Origin of the sequence: Perspicuibacillus lycopersici (assembly GCF_025660475.1) — a bacterium.
Taxonomy (GTDB): Bacteria; Bacillota; Bacilli; order Bacillales; family Caldibacillaceae; genus Perspicuibacillus; species Perspicuibacillus lycopersici.
This window is the reverse complement of the sequence record NZ_JAOUSF010000003.1, coordinates 306,345-323,894: the sequence shown is the minus strand read 5'-3', so window position 1 is coordinate 323,894 and position 17,550 is coordinate 306,345. Positions and strand designations below refer to the sequence as shown.

14 protein-coding genes are annotated in these 17,550 nt (G+C 36.8%); 13 read left to right on the top strand and 1 reads right to left on the bottom strand.

Annotation, left to right across the window (positions count from 1 at the left end; translation table 11 throughout):
• Positions 1-2: 2 nt before the first annotated feature.
• The 6 genes from OEV98_RS09650 (at position 3) to OEV98_RS09625 (ending at position 6,650) form a co-directional block, all read left to right on the top strand.
• Positions 3-842: a TlyA family RNA methyltransferase gene (locus OEV98_RS09650; RefSeq protein WP_263073067.1), complete on the top strand. Its 840-nt coding sequence runs from the start codon at positions 3-5 to the stop codon at positions 840-842.
• 164 nt (positions 843-1,006) lie between these two features.
• Positions 1,007-1,459, top strand: coding sequence for a transcriptional regulator AhrC/ArgR (gene ahrC, locus OEV98_RS09645; protein ID WP_263073066.1), 453 nt, complete (start codon positions 1,007-1,009; stop codon positions 1,457-1,459).
• Positions 1,460-1,478: 19 nt separating this feature from the next.
• The gene (gene recN / locus OEV98_RS09640; RefSeq protein WP_263073065.1) at positions 1,479-3,179 is read left to right on the top strand and encodes a DNA repair protein RecN; all 1,701 of its coding nucleotides are present in this window, start codon (positions 1,479-1,481) and stop codon (positions 3,177-3,179) included.
• 175 nt (positions 3,180-3,354) lie between these two features.
• Positions 3,355-4,638 carry a SpoIVB peptidase gene (gene spoIVB / locus OEV98_RS09635; RefSeq protein WP_407676508.1) on the top strand — a complete coding sequence of 428 codons (1,284 nt, stop codon included), beginning with the start codon at positions 3,355-3,357 and terminating at the stop codon, positions 4,636-4,638.
• Positions 4,639-5,004: 366 nt separating this feature from the next.
• Complete coding sequence (spo0A, locus tag OEV98_RS09630; protein ID WP_263073063.1) at positions 5,005-5,796, top strand: sporulation transcription factor Spo0A; 792 nt, start codon at positions 5,005-5,007, stop codon at positions 5,794-5,796.
• 128 nt (positions 5,797-5,924) lie between these two features.
• A complete protein-coding gene (locus OEV98_RS09625; protein WP_263073062.1) occupies positions 5,925-6,650 on the top strand; it encodes a glycerophosphodiester phosphodiesterase in 726 nt (241 codons plus the stop codon).
• Between the two features lie 10 nt (positions 6,651-6,660).
• On the opposite strand, the gene OEV98_RS09620 is transcribed toward OEV98_RS09625, so the two are convergent.
• The gene (locus OEV98_RS09620) at positions 6,661-6,897 is read right to left on the bottom strand and encodes a DUF2627 domain-containing protein (protein WP_263073061.1); all 237 of its coding nucleotides are present in this window, start codon (positions 6,895-6,897) and stop codon (positions 6,661-6,663) included.
• Between the two features lie 295 nt (positions 6,898-7,192).
• On the opposite strand from OEV98_RS09620, the gene OEV98_RS09615 reads away from it, so the two are divergent.
• The 7 genes from OEV98_RS09615 (at position 7,193) to scpA (ending at position 17,547) form a co-directional block, all read left to right on the top strand.
• Positions 7,193-8,293, top strand: coding sequence for a Leu/Phe/Val dehydrogenase (locus tag OEV98_RS09615; protein WP_263073060.1), 1,101 nt, complete (start codon positions 7,193-7,195; stop codon positions 8,291-8,293).
• 88 nt (positions 8,294-8,381) lie between these two features.
• Entirely contained in the window at positions 8,382-9,806 is a 1,425-nt protein-coding gene (lpdA, locus tag OEV98_RS09610) for a dihydrolipoyl dehydrogenase (RefSeq protein WP_263073059.1), read from the top strand.
• 113 nt (positions 9,807-9,919) lie between these two features.
• Positions 9,920-10,912, top strand: a complete 993-nt coding sequence (locus tag OEV98_RS09605; protein WP_263073058.1) for a thiamine pyrophosphate-dependent dehydrogenase E1 component subunit alpha — start codon at positions 9,920-9,922, stop codon at positions 10,910-10,912.
• A 12-nt stretch (positions 10,913-10,924) separates the two neighbouring features.
• Positions 10,925-11,908, top strand: coding sequence for an alpha-ketoacid dehydrogenase subunit beta (locus OEV98_RS09600; protein ID WP_263073057.1), 984 nt, complete (start codon positions 10,925-10,927; stop codon positions 11,906-11,908).
• A 22-nt stretch (positions 11,909-11,930) separates the two neighbouring features.
• Positions 11,931-13,214, top strand: a complete 1,284-nt coding sequence (locus OEV98_RS09595; protein ID WP_263073056.1) for a dihydrolipoamide acetyltransferase family protein — start codon at positions 11,931-11,933, stop codon at positions 13,212-13,214.
• A gap of 260 nt (positions 13,215-13,474) precedes the next feature.
• On the top strand, positions 13,475-15,394 hold the full coding sequence (locus OEV98_RS09590; protein ID WP_263073055.1) for a methylmalonyl-CoA mutase family protein: 1,920 nt from the start codon (positions 13,475-13,477) through the stop codon (positions 15,392-15,394).
• On the top strand, positions 15,391-17,547 hold the full coding sequence (gene scpA / locus OEV98_RS09585) for a methylmalonyl-CoA mutase (protein WP_263073054.1): 2,157 nt from the start codon (positions 15,391-15,393) through the stop codon (positions 17,545-17,547). The genes OEV98_RS09590 and scpA overlap by 4 nt, the downstream gene beginning before the upstream one ends.
• The last annotated feature ends 3 nt before the right edge of the window (positions 17,548-17,550 follow it).

The following is a 17,550-nucleotide window of genomic DNA, read 5'->3' as shown; positions in this document are numbered from 1 at the left end:
AAATGAAGGAACCTAAAGTAAGACTTGATATATTATTAGTAGAACGTGGTTTAGCAGAAACTCGTGAAAAGGCAAAACGAGCAATCATGGCAGGTATTGTTTACTCGAATGAGGAAAGATTAGACAAGCCAGGAGATAAAGTGGCTGCTTCCATTCCATTAACAATAAAAGGAAAGCAAATGCCATATGTTTCACGTGGCGGGTATAAGCTGGAGAAGGCTTTGAAAGCCTTTAATTTATCTGTTCAAGATAAAGTCCTTATTGATATTGGATCCTCCACCGGTGGATTTACCGATTGCGCACTACAAAATGGAGCAAAATATTCTTATGCAGTAGATGTAGGCTATAATCAATTGGCATGGAAGCTTCGTAATGATGATCGTGTAGTCGTAATGGAAAGAACGAATTTCCGTTACTTAAAGCCAGAAGATCTTTCACGTGAATTACCAGAGTTTGCAGTTATCGACGTAGCCTTTATCTCATTAAGACTAATATTACCAACATTGAAAAAATTATTGGTGAATAATGGCGATGTCATTGCTTTAATTAAACCACAATTTGAAGCAGGGAAAGAGCTTGTTGGGAAAAAAGGAATTGTGAGAGATCCAAAAGTTCATTTTCAAGTTATTAACGATATCGTTCATTTTTCCTTACAAGAAGGATATGATGTTGACCACCTTACCTATTCGCCAATTACTGGTGGGGATGGAAATATCGAATTCTTGCTCCACTTGAAATGGAGTAGTGAAAAGGAAAAAGGAGATAACAATTTAACAGTATCAGTTGACAATGTCGTAGCAGAAGCACATAACCAGTTAAAGGCTGGGAAAAGAGAGGAATAAGCTAATATGCTTCCTCTCTTTCTTTATGAAATAAATTTCCTATTTCTTATTTTTCTTGTAAAATAAGGGTATATGAAAAATTAAAGGATTTTTGTCGAAAGCCAGAGAATAAATAAGATATAGATACTTGACTAATTTTACAAGAAAATATTGAGGGGATGCTCATGAGTAAAGTAAAACGCCTAATTAAAATACGTGAAATCATTGCAAATAACGATATTGAAACACAGGACGAACTTGTTGATCGGTTGAAGAATGCAGGATTTAACGTTACACAAGCAACTGTATCACGAGATATAAAGGAACTTCATTTAGTGAAGGTGCCTTCTAATAATGGTAATTATAAGTATAGTTTACCTGCGGATACGAGATTTAATCCACTAGAAAAATTACAAAAAACATTAGTGGATGCTTTCGTTAAAATTGATTATGCAGATCATCTTATTGTGCTAAAAACAATTCCTGGTAATGCACATCCGGTCGGTGCATTAATAGATTCCTTAGATTGGGATGAAATATTAGGAACAATCTGTGGGGATGATACATGTTTAATAATTACGCGAACACCAAATGATGCGAAAGCTTTAACGACCCGTTTGATAGATATGTTAACGTGATCTAAAGGAGGGGAATGGTATGTTAGCAGAACTTTCTATAAAGAATTTTGCCATTATCGAATCTATATCGGTTTCCTTTCAAAAAGGTTTTACTGTTTTAACAGGTGAAACAGGAGCAGGGAAGTCCATTATTATTGATGCCATCCATTTATTAGCGGGAGGCAGAGGCTCAGCCGATTTTGTCCGCCATGGAACTGAAAAAGCAGAGATTGAAGGTTTGTTTTTAATCGATGATAATCACCCATGTAATCGACGCTTGCTGCAATTTGGAATTGATATCGAAGAAGGAATGGTTGTATTAAGAAGAGATATAACGGTTTCTGGAAAAAGCGTATGCCGAGTGAACGGAAAATTAGTGACGATTTCCACCTTGCGTGAAATTGGAAGATCGTTAATTGATATTCATGGACAGCATGAGCATCAGGAGTTAATGGATGAACGCAGCCATCTACAGCTATTAGATGAATTTGGTAGCGAATCTATCCAAAAGGCATTACTTGAATACCAATACATTTACCGAGAATACGAAAAGGTAAAAAAAGATTTACATTCACTAAGTGTAAATGAACAAACGATGGTACAACGGCTCGATCTTTTGCAATTTCAATTAAAGGAAATTACCGATGCAAATTTACAAATTGGGGAAGATGAAGAACTAATAAATGAAAAGAAAAAATATATGAACTTTGAACGCTTATATCAGGCGTTAAATACTAGCTATGCAGCACTGCAGGGAGAACAGCGAGGTATTGATTGGGTTGGATTAGCCCTAGCTAATTTAGAAGAAACAATCACAATGGATGAAGAATACAAGGAAATGTATGAAATTGTATCCAATAGTTTTTATCAATTGGAAGATGTCATGCACACATTACGGGATAAAATCGAAAATTTAGAGTATGATCCAGAAAGAATAAACTATGTAGAGGATCGTTTAAATGAAATTAATCAATTGAAACGAAAATATGGGAAGACAATCGAGGAAATTCTTGAATATTGTGCAAAAATTGACGAAGAGATTGAAATGATTACCAATCGGGAAAATCATATTAATCAATTAACGACGAAACTATTCTCGATTGAAAAAGATTTAATCCTCGAAGGGGAAAACGTAACAGCTATCCGCAAAAAGACAGCAAAAAAATTAACCGATGCGATTCACAAGGAATTAAAAGGGCTTTATATGGATAAAACCGTATTCGAGGTTCGTTTCCACAAAAATGATCAGCCACTATTTAAGATGGATGGTATGGATACGATTGAGTTTTACATAAGCACCAATCCTGGTGAGCCAGTAAAACCGTTAGCAAAAATAGCATCAGGTGGTGAGCTCTCTAGAATTATGCTTGCGTTAAAAACGATTTTTTCTAAGCATCAAGGAATTACCTCCATTATTTTTGATGAGGTGGATACAGGTGTTAGTGGGCGAGTTGCACAAGCGATCGGGGAGAAAATTTATCAAATTTCGATTGGTTCGCAAGTCTTATCCATTTCGCATTTACCACAGGTCGCTGCTATGAGTGACTATCATTATTTTATCTCGAAGGAAATTATCGGTAATCGAACGAAAACAGCTATTCGCGTTTTAAATGAAGATGAACGGATAAATGAAATTGCGAGAATGATTTCTGGAGCACAAATAACGACTGCAACACAAGAGCATTCACGAGAAATGCTAAAATTAGCTAATCAATTTAAAGAAGAAGTAGTAAAAGTATAGTCGCGAAAGATAAATATTTTCGCGATTTTTTTATGATTTTTTTTACGATACCAAACTTACCCAACTTGTACAGTATTTTTTTCAAGAAATGCATTATAAATGTTTCAATCCTAGGCAACATTATAAGTGTAAGTGATGTTGTGTGTGTGGATTAGGAGCGAGGAGAGTGAATGGATTGAAGTTCGACAATATTAGAAAAATATTTGGATGTATTCTCCTTGTTTCTTTCATATTTATCGGCTTTTTTTCCCCTCTAGGAAGCATTATTCAATTGCCGAAGGAGTTAACGATTTTTGAAGGACAAAAACAAATAATAGCAACTTCTGTACCTGTCCAAGCATCTCAAACGAACGATGATTTGGATATTGACTATAATGATGACCGACTTACATTAAATGCCGAGAATCAAGGAAAAAGTGAAGTAATTCTTCAAATCGCTGGGATTCCAGTGAAGAAAGTCGATGTAAACATTCTTAAAGATTTCAAGGTCATTCCTGGTGGACAATCAATTGGTGTCAAAATTAACTCAAAGGGAGTATTGGTAGTTGGACACCATCTCGTTGAAACGGAATCAGGAAAAGTATCCCCAGGAGAAGAAGCAGGTATTAAAATAGGCGATTTAATTACAAAAATTAACGGAAAAACGATTGAATCAATGGGTGACGTTGGGCCATTTGTACAGGAATCTGGAAAAAGTGGAGAACCACTTGATATCGTTATTCAGCGAAATGACAAAGAATTTCATACGAAACTTAGTCCAAAACAAGATGCTAAAGAACAAAAGTTTAAGCTCGGTTTATTTATCCGTGATTCTGCAGCTGGAATCGGGACACTTACCTTCTATGAACCAAAATCAAAAAAATATGGGGCATTAGGGCATGTTATCTCTGACATGGATACAAAAATGCCGATTGTTGTAAAAGACGGTTATATTGTTCCATCTACCGTAACTTCTATTCAAAAAGGAAGTAATGGTGTACCAGGGGAAAAATTAGCAAGATTTTTACCAGAAAAGGATGTCGCAGGTAGTATACAAAAGAATAATCAGTTTGGAATTTTTGGGAAGCTGAATAAGGAATTAGAAAATGGTGTATATGATAAAGCAATTCCAATTGCACTTTCCCATGAAGTGAAAAAAGGACCTGCACAAATATTAACAGTAGTTGATGAGGATAAAGTAGAATTATTTGATATCGAGATTGTTAATTCCATTCCACAAAAATTCCCTGCAACAAAAGGAATGGTTATCAAAATAACGGATAAACGACTTTTAGAGAAAACAGGTGGTATTGTTCAAGGAATGAGTGGAAGCCCAATCATTCAAGATGGAAAGCTTATAGGAGCTGTTACACATGTTTTTGTAAATGATCCGACAAGTGGTTACGGAGTTCATATTGAATGGATGTTAAATGAAGCAAATCTAAATATTTACGAAGATACACTTGGTGAGGCAAGCTGAGGCGAGGATTATTATTATCCTCGCTTTTTTTTTTCATTGGATAGGATTATTATGTAGAAATACGGGTATATATGAATTATAAAGGCGTGTCCTAAAAGATAAAGAAAAAAATAATGTCTTAAACAGTGGAAATGTATCGGATTAAGCAATGAATATCCTTATATGAACTGAAATATTTTAACAGGAAAAGGCGAGTAAATCGTAAGAAAAACTCGAAACATGACGAAAATTGGAGAAAATATTTGGAAACATAAGAAAAAATATATTTTTTTAAAAATATAGAGGGATTTTGTTTGCTTTGTCGAAAATGTTAGTTAGAATAATGTTATGTACACTTGTTTAGGAACAAATAGGGAGGAAACATTGGTGAAGAAAATTAAGGTTTGTATAGTTGATGATAATAAAGAATTAACGGGCTTATTAAAAGAATATATAAATGATCAAGAAGATATGGAAGTTATTGGGGTATCATACAATGGACAGGAATGTATGAAAATGCTCGAAGAACTAACCCCAGATGTTCTTCTTTTAGATATAATTATGCCTCATTTAGATGGTTTAGCTGTTTTGGAAAAATTACGGGAAAAAGAATCGGCACCAAATGTTATTATGTTAACTGCGTTTGGCCAAGAGGATGTTACGAAGAAAGCAGTTGAATTAGGGGCTTCTTATTTTATTTTGAAACCATTTGATATGAACCATTTGGCAAATCAAATTAGGCAAACAAGTGGAAAGCTCGTGCAATCTGCACAAAAAAATTCATTAATCTATAAATCCTTAACCAATGGGGAAGAAATAAAAGCAAAAAATTTAGATGCCAATATAACGAGTATCATCCATGAAATTGGTGTACCAGCACATATTAAAGGTTATTTATATTTACGCGAGGCAATTTCCATGGTTTATAATGATATTGAATTATTAGGATCGATAACAAAGGTTCTTTATCCGGATATCGCGAAAAAATATAACACAACTGCTAGCCGAGTAGAGCGGGCAATTCGCCATGCTATTGAAGTGGCTTGGAGCCGTGGGAATATCGATTCCATTTCCAGTTTATTTGGCTATACTGTTTCCATGTCTAAAGCGAAACCAACAAATTCGGAGTTCATTGCAATGGTAGCAGACAAACTAAGATTGGAACATCGAGCATCGTAATTTTTTCATAATTCCATTTAAAGTGAAGACCATTTTTGATAATAATCAAAGATGGTTTTTATTATTAAAACTTTATACTTGCTTAACAATTATCCGTTATACTAAAGAAAAAAGGCGTGGTGAATAAAATGACATTGATTTTTGCACATCGTGGCTCAAGTAGTAGTCATCCGGAAAATACAATGATTTCTTTTATGGAAGCAAACAAGGCAGGAGCAGACGGAATTGAATTAGATGTACAATTAACAAAAGATGGCGAAATTGTTATCATTCATGATGATAAAGTAGACCGAACGACTAATGGGAAGGGCTTTGTTAAAGATTTAACATTAGCTGAAATAAAGCAGCTAAATGCTGGACATCATTTTAAAAAAGGAACATTTGAAGATACGATTCCAACTTTACAGGAATTTCTTACATGGTTTAAACAAACAAATTTGCTATGCAATATCGAATATAAATCAACCACTATAACCAACCATGAATTAGAAGATAAAGTGGTGCAATTAGTGAGACAATATCAATTAGAAGATCGGATTATTTTTTCTTCTTTTAATCATTATAGCATTGTCTATAGCTACCGATTGGCACCTGAAATTGAAACTGCACCACTCTACATGGAAGGAATTTATATGCCATGGGTATATGCAGATTCCATACGTGCAAAAGGAATTCATCCACATTACAAAGTAACACCAAACGAATTGATTATTCTCGCACAGCAAAATGGTATTGCCGTACGACCTTTTACTATCAATCAAGAAAAGGATATTAAGCGATTTATGGAAGTAAATACGGCAGCAATCATAACAGATTATCCTGCGATGGCTAGAGAAATTAAAAATAATTTATAATGAATGCCATTTACCGATGTTTAAATCGTTTTGTGACTTTTTTTCTTTTTTTATCTCGACGATAGATGAAGCCGCCAATGAATGCTAGTCCCATGATAAAAAGAAACAGTCCGAATGCAAATTGAAGCCATACATTGGTAAATGGCCAATTTTCTATAGAAAAAGCAGAATCTCGCATGAGCTTTACGCCAATAACTGCTAAAATACCTGGGATTAATACAATAATCAATGCTAGTAAACGCGTCATTAATATAGTCCCTCCACATGTTCTATTCATTGAAATATTATCGGAAAATAAACATTTGTCAAGCAAAAACACCTTAAAATCATTGCTTCGGATAGAAAAATAATATATGGTAATTACATAATGGAAATTTTTTTTTGCAAAAAATACAAGTAATAGTACAATATTTTGCTACATACGTTAGAATAAAAGAGGGAAAGCGCTTACAAAAATGGTTTGGCATTTTTCGTAAATTATAGTAAATTATATATAGGGTTTTTCATCTGGTAGTATAGCAAATTGTTAAGGGGGAACTAAGATGGAATTATTCAAGTACTTAGAAGCTTATGATTATGAAGAAGTACATTTTGTCCAAGATAAACAATCTGGTTTAAAAGCAATTGTCGCTATTCATGATACTACATTAGGACCAGCTCTTGGTGGGACAAGAATGTGGACCTATGAATCAGAGGAAGCTGCAATAATTGATGCGCTCCGGTTATCAAAAGGGATGACATACAAAAATGCTGCTGCAGGTCTTAATCTTGGTGGAGGAAAAACGGTTATCATCGGTGATCCTCGAAAAGATAAAAGTGAAGAGAAGTTTCGGGCATTTGGACGTTTTATTCAAGGATTGAACGGTAGGTACATTACTGCAGAGGATGTAGGGACTTCTGTGGAAGATATGGACATTATTCATGAAGAAACAGATTTTGTTACTGGAATCTCTCCTGCATTTGGATCTTCAGGAAATCCTTCTCCAGCTACAGCGTTTGGAGTATATCGGGGAATTAAAGCCAGTGTTAAAGAAGCCTTTGGATCTGATTCCTTAGAAGGGAAAAAAGTTGCTGTCCAAGGTGTGGGAAATGTTGCTTATCATTTATGCCGTTATCTTCACGAAGATGGAGCATCCTTAATTGTTACTGATATTCATAAAGATGCCGTCATGAGAGCTGTAAATGACTTTGATGCTGTTGCAGTCGATCCAAGTGATATTTATAGTGTGGATTGTGATGTATTCTCCCCTTGTGCTCTTGGTGCTATAATAAACGATGAAACTATTCCACAATTGAAAGCGAAAGTAATTGCTGGTTCCGCAAACAACCAATTGAAAGAGAACAAGCATGGTGACATTTTATTTGAAATGGGAATTGTGTATGCACCTGATTATGTCATAAATGCTGGTGGGGTCATCAATGTGGCTGATGAATTATATGGTTACAATCGTGATCGTGCAATGAAAAAAATCGAACAAATTTATAATAATTTAGAAAAAGTATTTGCAATTTCCAAACGAGATGGAATTCCATCCTATTTAGCAGCTGATCGGATGGCAGAAGAACGAATTAAACGAATTCAAAATTCAAGAAGCCCATTTTTAGTAAATGAAAAACATATACTTAGTCGTAGATTAAAATGAATTCCGTGCATCGTTTGCAGGTTTAATTAAATATATATACTTCACCCTGAAAATATTAAAAAAATTTCAATGGAAGGAGTGATTTTTTTTGGCTAGAGATTATGACTTGGTCATAGTAGGAGGCGGTACAGGCGGTTATGTTGCAGCTATTCGTGCCAGCCAGCTAGGTTTAAAAACAGCGCTTGTGGAAAAACAGAAGCTTGGAGGAACCTGTCTTCATGCTGGTTGTATACCTAGTAAGGCATTGTTACGGAGTGCCGAGGTTTATAGAACAATGAAGGAAAGTGAAATATTTGGGGTTACAGCAACAAATATTTCGTTAGATTTCGAAAAAGTACAGGAAAGAAAAAATTCCATTATTACTCAATTACATAGCGGTGTGCAGCATTTAGTGAAAAAAGGAAAAATTGATGTTTATTATGGGGTTGGAAGAATATTAGGTCCTTCAATATTTTCGCCACTACCTGGGACAATTTCAGTAGAAATGAATGACGGTAGTGAAAATGAATTATTGGTGCCAAAATTTGTTCTTCTTGCAACAGGATCTAGACCGCGAACAATACCGGGAGTAGAAATCGATGGGCAATTTATTTTAACTTCTGATGAAGCACTAAAAATGGAAAAATTACCGAAATCCATCATTATCGTTGGTGGTGGTGTTATTGGGGTGGAATGGGCTTCCATGCTTGCAGATTTTGGAGTAGAGGTCACCGTTGTTGAGTATTTGAATCAAATTCTTCCAACCGAAGATGATGCTGTTATAGCTGAAATGACACGGTTGTTAAAGAAAAAAGGAATCAAAATATTGACAAATGCGAAGATGTTGCCAGAAACCATTACAAAGGCAGAAAATCATGTGGATGTAATAATAGAACATGGTGGGGAAAAGAAAGAATTAACTGCCGATAAATTATTGTTATCAGTTGGGCGAACTGCCAATGTGGAAGGAATTGGCCTTGAAAATACAGAGATTGTGGTAAATAAGGGAGTAATCGAAACGAATGATTTTTATCAAACGAAGGAATCCCATATTTATGCTATTGGAGACTGTATTGGTGGGCTACAGCTTGCACATGTTGCCATGAGGGAAGGAACTATTGCAGTAGAGCATATCGCTGGTGAAAAGCCAGAGAAATTAAATCAACGACTCGTACCAAAATGTATTTACTCCAATCCTGAAATTGCTAGTATTGGATTAACAGAGCGAGAGGCAAAAGCACAAGGTTTTGATTTACAGGTTGGTACATTTCCGTTTAAAGGTATCGGTAAAGCATTAGTAGTTGGGGAAACAGATGGGTTTGTAAAAATAATAACAGATAAAAAGACAAATGATCTTCTCGGAGTTCATATGATTGGTCCCCATGTAACGGATTTAATATCGGAAGCAAGTCTTGCCGCTTTATTAGATGCAACAGCCTGGGAAATTGCCCAAACCATTCATCCGCATCCAACTTTGTCTGAAATATTTGGAGAAGCAAGCTTAGCGGTAGATGGAAATGCAATACATTTTTAAATTTCATTAAAAATTTTATGCGGTAGATAAAACTGAATAATGGCAATTATTTATCATATTCAAGCATGAAATTATTAACATTTATTTTTATTTATTGTTAGGAGGTAGAAAAAATGGTCGAAAATCGTCATCAAGCATTAGGTTTATCAGATGAAACGGTACTTGAAATGTACGAAACGATGTTACTTGCAAGACGGTTAGATGAACGGATGTGGCTATTAAATCGTTCGGGTAAAGTTCCATTTGTTATTTCTGGTCAGGGGCAAGAAGGCGCGCAAATTGGTGCTGCCTTTGCTTTAAACCGTGAGAAAGATTATATTCTCCCATACTACCGTGACATGGGTGTAGTATTAGCGTTTGGTATGACAGCAAAAGAATTAATGCTCTCTGCCTTCGCAAAAGCAGAGGATCCAAATTCTGGTGGCAAACAAATGCCTAGCCATTTCGGACAAAAGAAAAATCGAATTGTAACTGGATCATCGCCGGTTACGACACAAGTACCGCATGCTGTAGGCATCGCTCTTGCTGCGAAAATGGAAAAAAAGGATTTTGTCTCCTTTGTAACATTTGGAGAAGGTTCCTCTAACCAAGGTGATTTTCATGAAGGAGCAAATTTTGCAGGTGTTCATAAATTGCCAGTCATTTTCATGTGTGAAAATAATAAATATGCTATTTCTGTCCCCGTGACGAAACAGCTTGCTTGTGAACGTGTATCCGATCGTGCAATTGGCTATGGAATGCCTGGTATTACTGTAGATGGGAATGATCCATTAGAAGTATATCGAGTCGTGAAGGAAGCACATGACAGAGCTATTCGTGGAGAAGGTCCAACATTAATCGAAGCAGTAACGTATCGACTAACGGCACATTCAAGTGATGATGATGATCGTGCATATCGTGATCAAGAAGAAGTAATGACTGCTAAAGAACAGGATCCACTATATACATTTGGTAGCTATTTAAAAGAAGTAGCTGTATTAACAGACGAAATCGAAAAATCGTTAAATGATAAAGTGATGAAACTTGTAAACGAAGCAACCGATTATGCCGAAAATGCACCATATGCGAAACCAGAGGATGCCTTGAAATATGTGTACAAAGAGTAGGAGGAGAATAGTATGCCCGTTATTTCCTATATTGATGCTGTGACAATGGCAATACGAGAAGAAATGGAAAGAGACGAAAAAGTATTTATATTAGGAGAGGATGTTGGTAAAAAAGGTGGGGTATTTAAAGCGACACATGGTCTTTATGACCAATTTGGGGAAGAAAGAGTAATTGATACCCCGCTTGCTGAATCAGCCATTGCAGGTGTTGCCATCGGCGCGGCTATGTATGGAATGAGACCGATTGGTGAAATACAATTTGCTGATTTTATAATGCCGGCAGTAAATCAAATTATTTCCGAGGCTTCAAGAATTCGTTATCGCTCAAATAATGATTGGAATTGTCCACTTGTTATTCGTGCTCCATATGGTGGTGGTGTGCATGGTGGTCTATACCACTCCCAATCAGTGGAAGCAGTATTTGCCAATCAGCCAGGATTGAAAATTGTGATGCCATCTACACCATATGATGTAAAAGGCTTGTTAAAAGCAGCAATCCGAGACGATGATCCCGTCCTATTTTTTGAACATAAACGTGCCTACCGGTTAATAAAAGGTGAGGTGCCTACAGAGGATTATGTTCTCCCAATTGGGAAAGCAGATGTGAAACGGGAGGGTGAGGATATTACAGTTATCACCTATGGTCTTTGTGTTCACTTTGCACTTCAGGCAGCAGAAAAACTAGCCCATGATGGGATATCTACCCATATTCTTGATCTCCGAACGGTTTATCCTTTAGATAGAGAAGCAATTATGGAAGCAGCTTCGAAAACAGGAAAAGTATTATTAGTGACAGAAGATAATAAAGAAGGCAGCATCATGAGTGAGGTAGCGGCCATTATTGCGGAAAATTGTTTATTTGACTTAGATGCACCAATTATGCGTGTAGCAGGTCCAGATATACCAGCTATGCCATTTGCACCAACAATGGAAAAATATTTTATGCTGAACCCTGAAAAAATAGAAAAAGCAATGCGAGAGCTAGCAGAATATTAATGATAGGCAAGGAGGGTAAAGTATGCCAGTAGAACAATTAACAATGCCACAATTAGGGGAAAGTGTTACAGAAGGAACAATTAGCAAATGGTTAGTTTCGGTAGGGGATAAAGTGAATAAATATGATCCGATTGCCGAAGTAATGACAGATAAAGTAAATGCAGAGGTTCCATCCTCTTTTACAGGAGTAATAAAACAATTAGTAGCCGAAGAAGGCGAAACATTAGCCGTTGGGGAAATCATTTGTATGATTGAAACCGAACCGTCCGAGGGGAAAGCAGAAGAGAAAATCGAAGAGGCGATTCAAGATACGGTAAATGGTGAGAGTACCACTGAGGAAGAGCTAAAATTCCGTTATTCTCCTGCAGTATTACGGTTGTCTCAAGAGCACGGAATCGATCTTACACAAGTAAAAGGAAGCGGAAAGTCAGGAAGAATAACACGGAAGGACTTACAAGCAATTATTGAATCCGGAAATATTCCGACAGCAACGACTCCAGTTATAGAAGCTTCAACTGCAAAAGCTGCTACAGCGGAAATGGCAAATGCTGTACCAATATCAGAAAAAACTAAAGCTACACCTTCCGTTGCCCAAACGGTACCTGGTGATATCGAAATTCCTGTTACTGGTGTTCGAAAAACGATTGCTGCAAATATGGTTCGAAGCAAGCAGGAGATTCCACATGCATGGACAATGCTGGAAGTGGATGTGACAAATTTAGTTGCTTACCGTGATTCACTAAAAACCGAATTTAAACAGAGAGAAGGCTTTAATTTAACCTATTTTGCCTTTTTTGTAAAAGCAGTAGCACAAGGATTAAAGGAATTTCCACAGCTAAATTCTACTTGGGCAGGGGACAAAATTATCCAAAGAAAGGAAATTAATGTATCCATTGCGGTTGCAACAGATACGTCATTATTTGTTCCTGTAATAAAACATGCAGACGAAAAAACGGTTAAAGGAATTGCTAGAGAAATTAGTGAACTCGCCCAAAAAGTCCGTACCGGAAAATTAACAGTAGACGATATGCAAGGTGGAACATTTACAGTTAATAATACTGGTTCCTTTGGATCGGTGCAGTCTATGGGAATCATTAATTATCCGCAAGCAGCTATTTTACAGGTGGAATCCATTGTGAAACGTCCAGTTGTTATGAATAATGGCATGATTGCAGTAAGAGATATGGTGAATCTTTGCTTATCCTTAGATCATCGTGTATTAGATGGGCTAGTTTGTGGACGCTTTTTACAACGGGTAAAAGAGATTTTAGAAAATATCTCGAAAGAAACTACTTCTATTTACTAATAAATATATAGAAAATTACAGAGCAGACTGAATACATGAAAACTCCCACTCACCTGTAGGAAAGTATTATGTATACCATCTCTGACGAAATACAAATAGTAACAACGTGCTTTATGAAACTACAAAAATTAAATATTGCTAATGATTTTCCACAGTTTAACATATGCTCGAATTAGTCGTTGTTTAATTACAGCGACTTTTTTTATAAAGCAAAATAATATTAGAATAAAAATAATATGATAAATACTGGAGGTGTTACTTTGAAAAAAGTAGAGTCAACTATTACAGATATTCGCAAATATCGGTTTCCCGTACTAACATATGAAGAATGGGTAAAGCATGCGGAAAAAGCGTTAAAGGGTAAAAGCTTACGAGAATACGATTATCCATTGGATGAAACGAATAAAATGAAACCGCTTTACGATGAGGGCGATAGAGATAACGATACAAAGCAAATTCATCCGATCATTAGTGATAATCCCGATTGGTATTTAGCACAAAAGGTTTATGGTCAAACAAGTACGGATATAAATCGTGCATTGCATAATGCATTAGAAAATGGTCAAAAAATCCTCTCCTTTGATCTTGATCCCAATTGGTCTGTGACTGATTTACAACGGGTGCTAAAAGATGTGGAAGTAGCAAATGCATCGTTCTTTATTGATGGAAAAGTAAATACGATTCCTTTCTATCCGATGATAGTTGAGTGGGTGGAGCGTACAGATATCGAAAACCAATCAATAAAAGGATTTATCGGTGGAGATCCAATTGCTTACATTTATCAAAATGCACTATCGAAAACGGATAGCGAAAAATATTATCAATATTGGAGTAATGGAATTCAATATGCTCTAGAGCAACTACCGAATGTGAAAACGATTTATGTGGACGGAACAATGTATGGAAATGCAGGAGGAAACGTTATTCAGCAACTAGCATATTCTTTGGCAACTGCCGTTGAACATATTACTATTCTACACGCTACCGGCTTATCATTAGAAGCCATTTTTTCAAGGCTTCAATTTGGCTTTGCCATCAGTTCCAACTTTTTTTTAGAAATCAGTAAGCTACGAGCAGCTAAATATTTATGGGAAAAATTAAAGGAGGCATACAGTGTCACTAGTAACGATGGCATCGATCTATATGCGGAAACAACAATCATTAATAAATCACAAATAGATGTTTATACAAATCTATTACGGATTGGCGGCGAAGCATTAGCAGCAGTAATCGGGCAGGTGAAGTATTTACGAATAAATTCATTTGATGAAGTGACAGGAACGATAAGTGATTTAGGAATTCGCTTAAGTCATAACATCCATCACATTTTTAAGGAAGAGGCAAAGCTCGCAGCTGTTTCGGATCCAAGTGGAGGTTCTTATTATATAGAATCATTAACGAAAATGCTAATCGAAAAAGCATGGCACTTATTTTTGCAAGTAGAGGAAGCAGGCGGGATGCTTGCTGAAATACTCAACGGTGGTGTACAACGGCAGCTAGAAGAAAACAAAAAGCAGACGCTTGATGATTTTCAAAATCGTACATGCACACTAATAGGTACGAATCGTTACGTGAATAACCTGGAAAGACTCGAGATTTCCAGCCAGAAAGAAAACACATTAACACTTGCTGTTCCTATCTCCATTCCAAAACTGTCAGCGGAAGTGAAAAAAGGAGCCGCATTAGGAAATTTTCTGAAAACTAGCGTTAAATCTACTTCTTCGTATCTACCAATCTCCTTCTTTAGATTAAGCGAGCAATATGAATCCATTCGAAATAAGGCAAATCAATATTTTCAAAAGCACGCACATCCACTTACCGTTGGAATGGTTTGCTTTGGCGAAAGAAAAAGCTGGCAGACGATTGCTGATTATTGTTCTGATTTTCTTGCCAGTGGCGGTATTCACACTGTGCAGAGTCAGGGAATTCGACATATTTCGGAAGCTGAGGCTTTTATTAAAGAAACAAAATTTCCAGCTTACTGCTTTTGCTGGAAAGACGATGATTCAAACTGGGAGTCACAAATATTAACGATAGCAACATTATTTCCTGACAAGCAATGGATACTTACAAACCCAACATCGCTTCCCCTCCAAAACAAACTAGAAATACATCCAAAAGTAAACCAGCAAAAACTATTAACAAATCTTTTCCAAAGGATTGGAGGACTTGCCGAATGAAACCAAATTTTAAGGACATCCCGTTATTTTCGGAACGGAATCATGCAATAAATAGCCAAGGTCGGATGAAAGCGGAAAAGGTGATGGAAACGTATGAAAAGATTCCAATCGCATCGGTCTATTGGGAAGAGGACACCAAAGATTATGAACATATAAAAGGCTATCCTGGCATCTCTCCCTATACGAGAGGTCCATATCCGACGATGTATATTAACCGTCCTTGGACCATCCGTCAATATGCAGGCTTTTCGACAGCAGAGGAAAGCAATGCTTTTTATAAAAGAAACTTGAAAATGGGACAAAAAGGGTTATCGGTTGCTTTTGATTTACCTACACATCGAGGATATGATTCTGATCATCCACGAGTAATTGGAGATGTTGGTAAAGCGGGAGTCGCAATCGACTCGATTTTAGATATGAAAATATTATTTGATCAAATTCCGCTCGATCAACTATCGGTGTCGATGACGATGAATGGCGCAGTTTTGCCGATAATGGCATTTTATATAGTGACAGCAGAAGAACAAGGAGTAAGTCAAAAGCAGCTCTCGGGAACGATTCAAAATGATATTTTAAAAGAATATATGGTTCGAAATACGTATATTTATCCACCACATATGTCAATGCGAATTATTGCCGATATTTTTTCGTATACAGCTAAACATATGCCGAAATTTAATAGTATAAGTATTTCCGGCTATCATATGCAGGAAGCTGGAGCAACAGCAGATTTAGAATTGGCATATACATTGGCAAATGGCCTAGAATACGTTCGAACAGGGCTTCAGGCAGGAATTGATATTGATGTATTTGCACCAAGGCTCAGCTTTTTTTGGGGAATAGGGATGAACTATTTTATGGAAGTCGCTAAGCTCCGGGCAGCTAGATTCCTATGGGCAAAATTAATGAAATCATTTGATCCGAAAAATCCAAAATCACTCGTATTACGAGCTCATAGCCAAACCTCTGGGTGGAGTTTGACGGAACAGGATCCATTCAACAATGTAATCCGAACGTTAACAGAGGCACATGCTGCTGCTATGGGGCATACGCAATCACTTCATACGAATGCATTAGATGAAGCTATTGCCCTGCCAACCGATTTCTCGGCAAGAATTGCAAGAAATACTCAGTTGTATTTGCAAAAAGAAACATCTATTACGAAAACAATTGATCCATGGGGTGGCTCCTATTATGTGGAATATTTGACGAATTCATTAATTGAGCGCGCGTGGCTGCATATACAAGAAATTGAGGAACTTGGTGGAATGACAAAAGCGATTGAAACAGGGTTACCGAAGCTTAAAATAGAAGAAGCAGCAGCTGTTCGACAGGCAATGATTGATTCCGGAGAAGAAAAGCTAGTCGGGGTTAATATTTATCAAGTTGCTCAGCACGAAGCTATTGATATTTTAGCTATTGATAATGAATTGGTACGGAAAAAGCAAATGGAACGATTAGCGAATTTGCGAGCAAATCGAAATACACAAGAAGTAAAAACGGCGCTTGCTAAAATCACGAAGGCAGCACAAACTGGAGAAGGAAATTTACTAGAACTTTCTGTTGCTGCGGCAAGGAAACGTGCAACTTTGGGGGAAATTTCTCAGGCAATTGAGAGTGTGTCAGGTCGATACCGAGCGATCGTTCAATCGGTAAGTGGGGTTTATCAAAAAGCATACAATGATGAGGAGAAAATTGAAGAAATTCGCCAAATGACCGATGAATTTTTTGAATTAGAGGGACGACGCCCGCGAATGCTAATGGCAAAAATTGGTCAGGACGGGCATGACCGTGGGGCAAAGGTAGTAGCAACAGCATTTGCAGATTTGGGCTTTGACGTAGATATTGGTCCATTATTTCAGACAGCCGAGGAAACCGCCCGTCAAGCGGTGGAAAATGATGTACATGTTATTGGGATGAGTTCCTTAGCAGGAGGACATAAAACATTTTTGCCACAACTAATAGAGGAACTAAAAAAACAAAATCGACTAGATATTCTTGTCGTGGTAGGTGGCGTCATACCAGCTCAGGATTACACCTTTTTGAAGGAAAAAGGTGCTGCTGCAATATTTGGGCCAGGAACTATTATACCGAATGCAGCACGTGCAGTTTTGGAGGAAATTTATCGCCGCTTAGGGTATGAGGAAGTGTAGTAA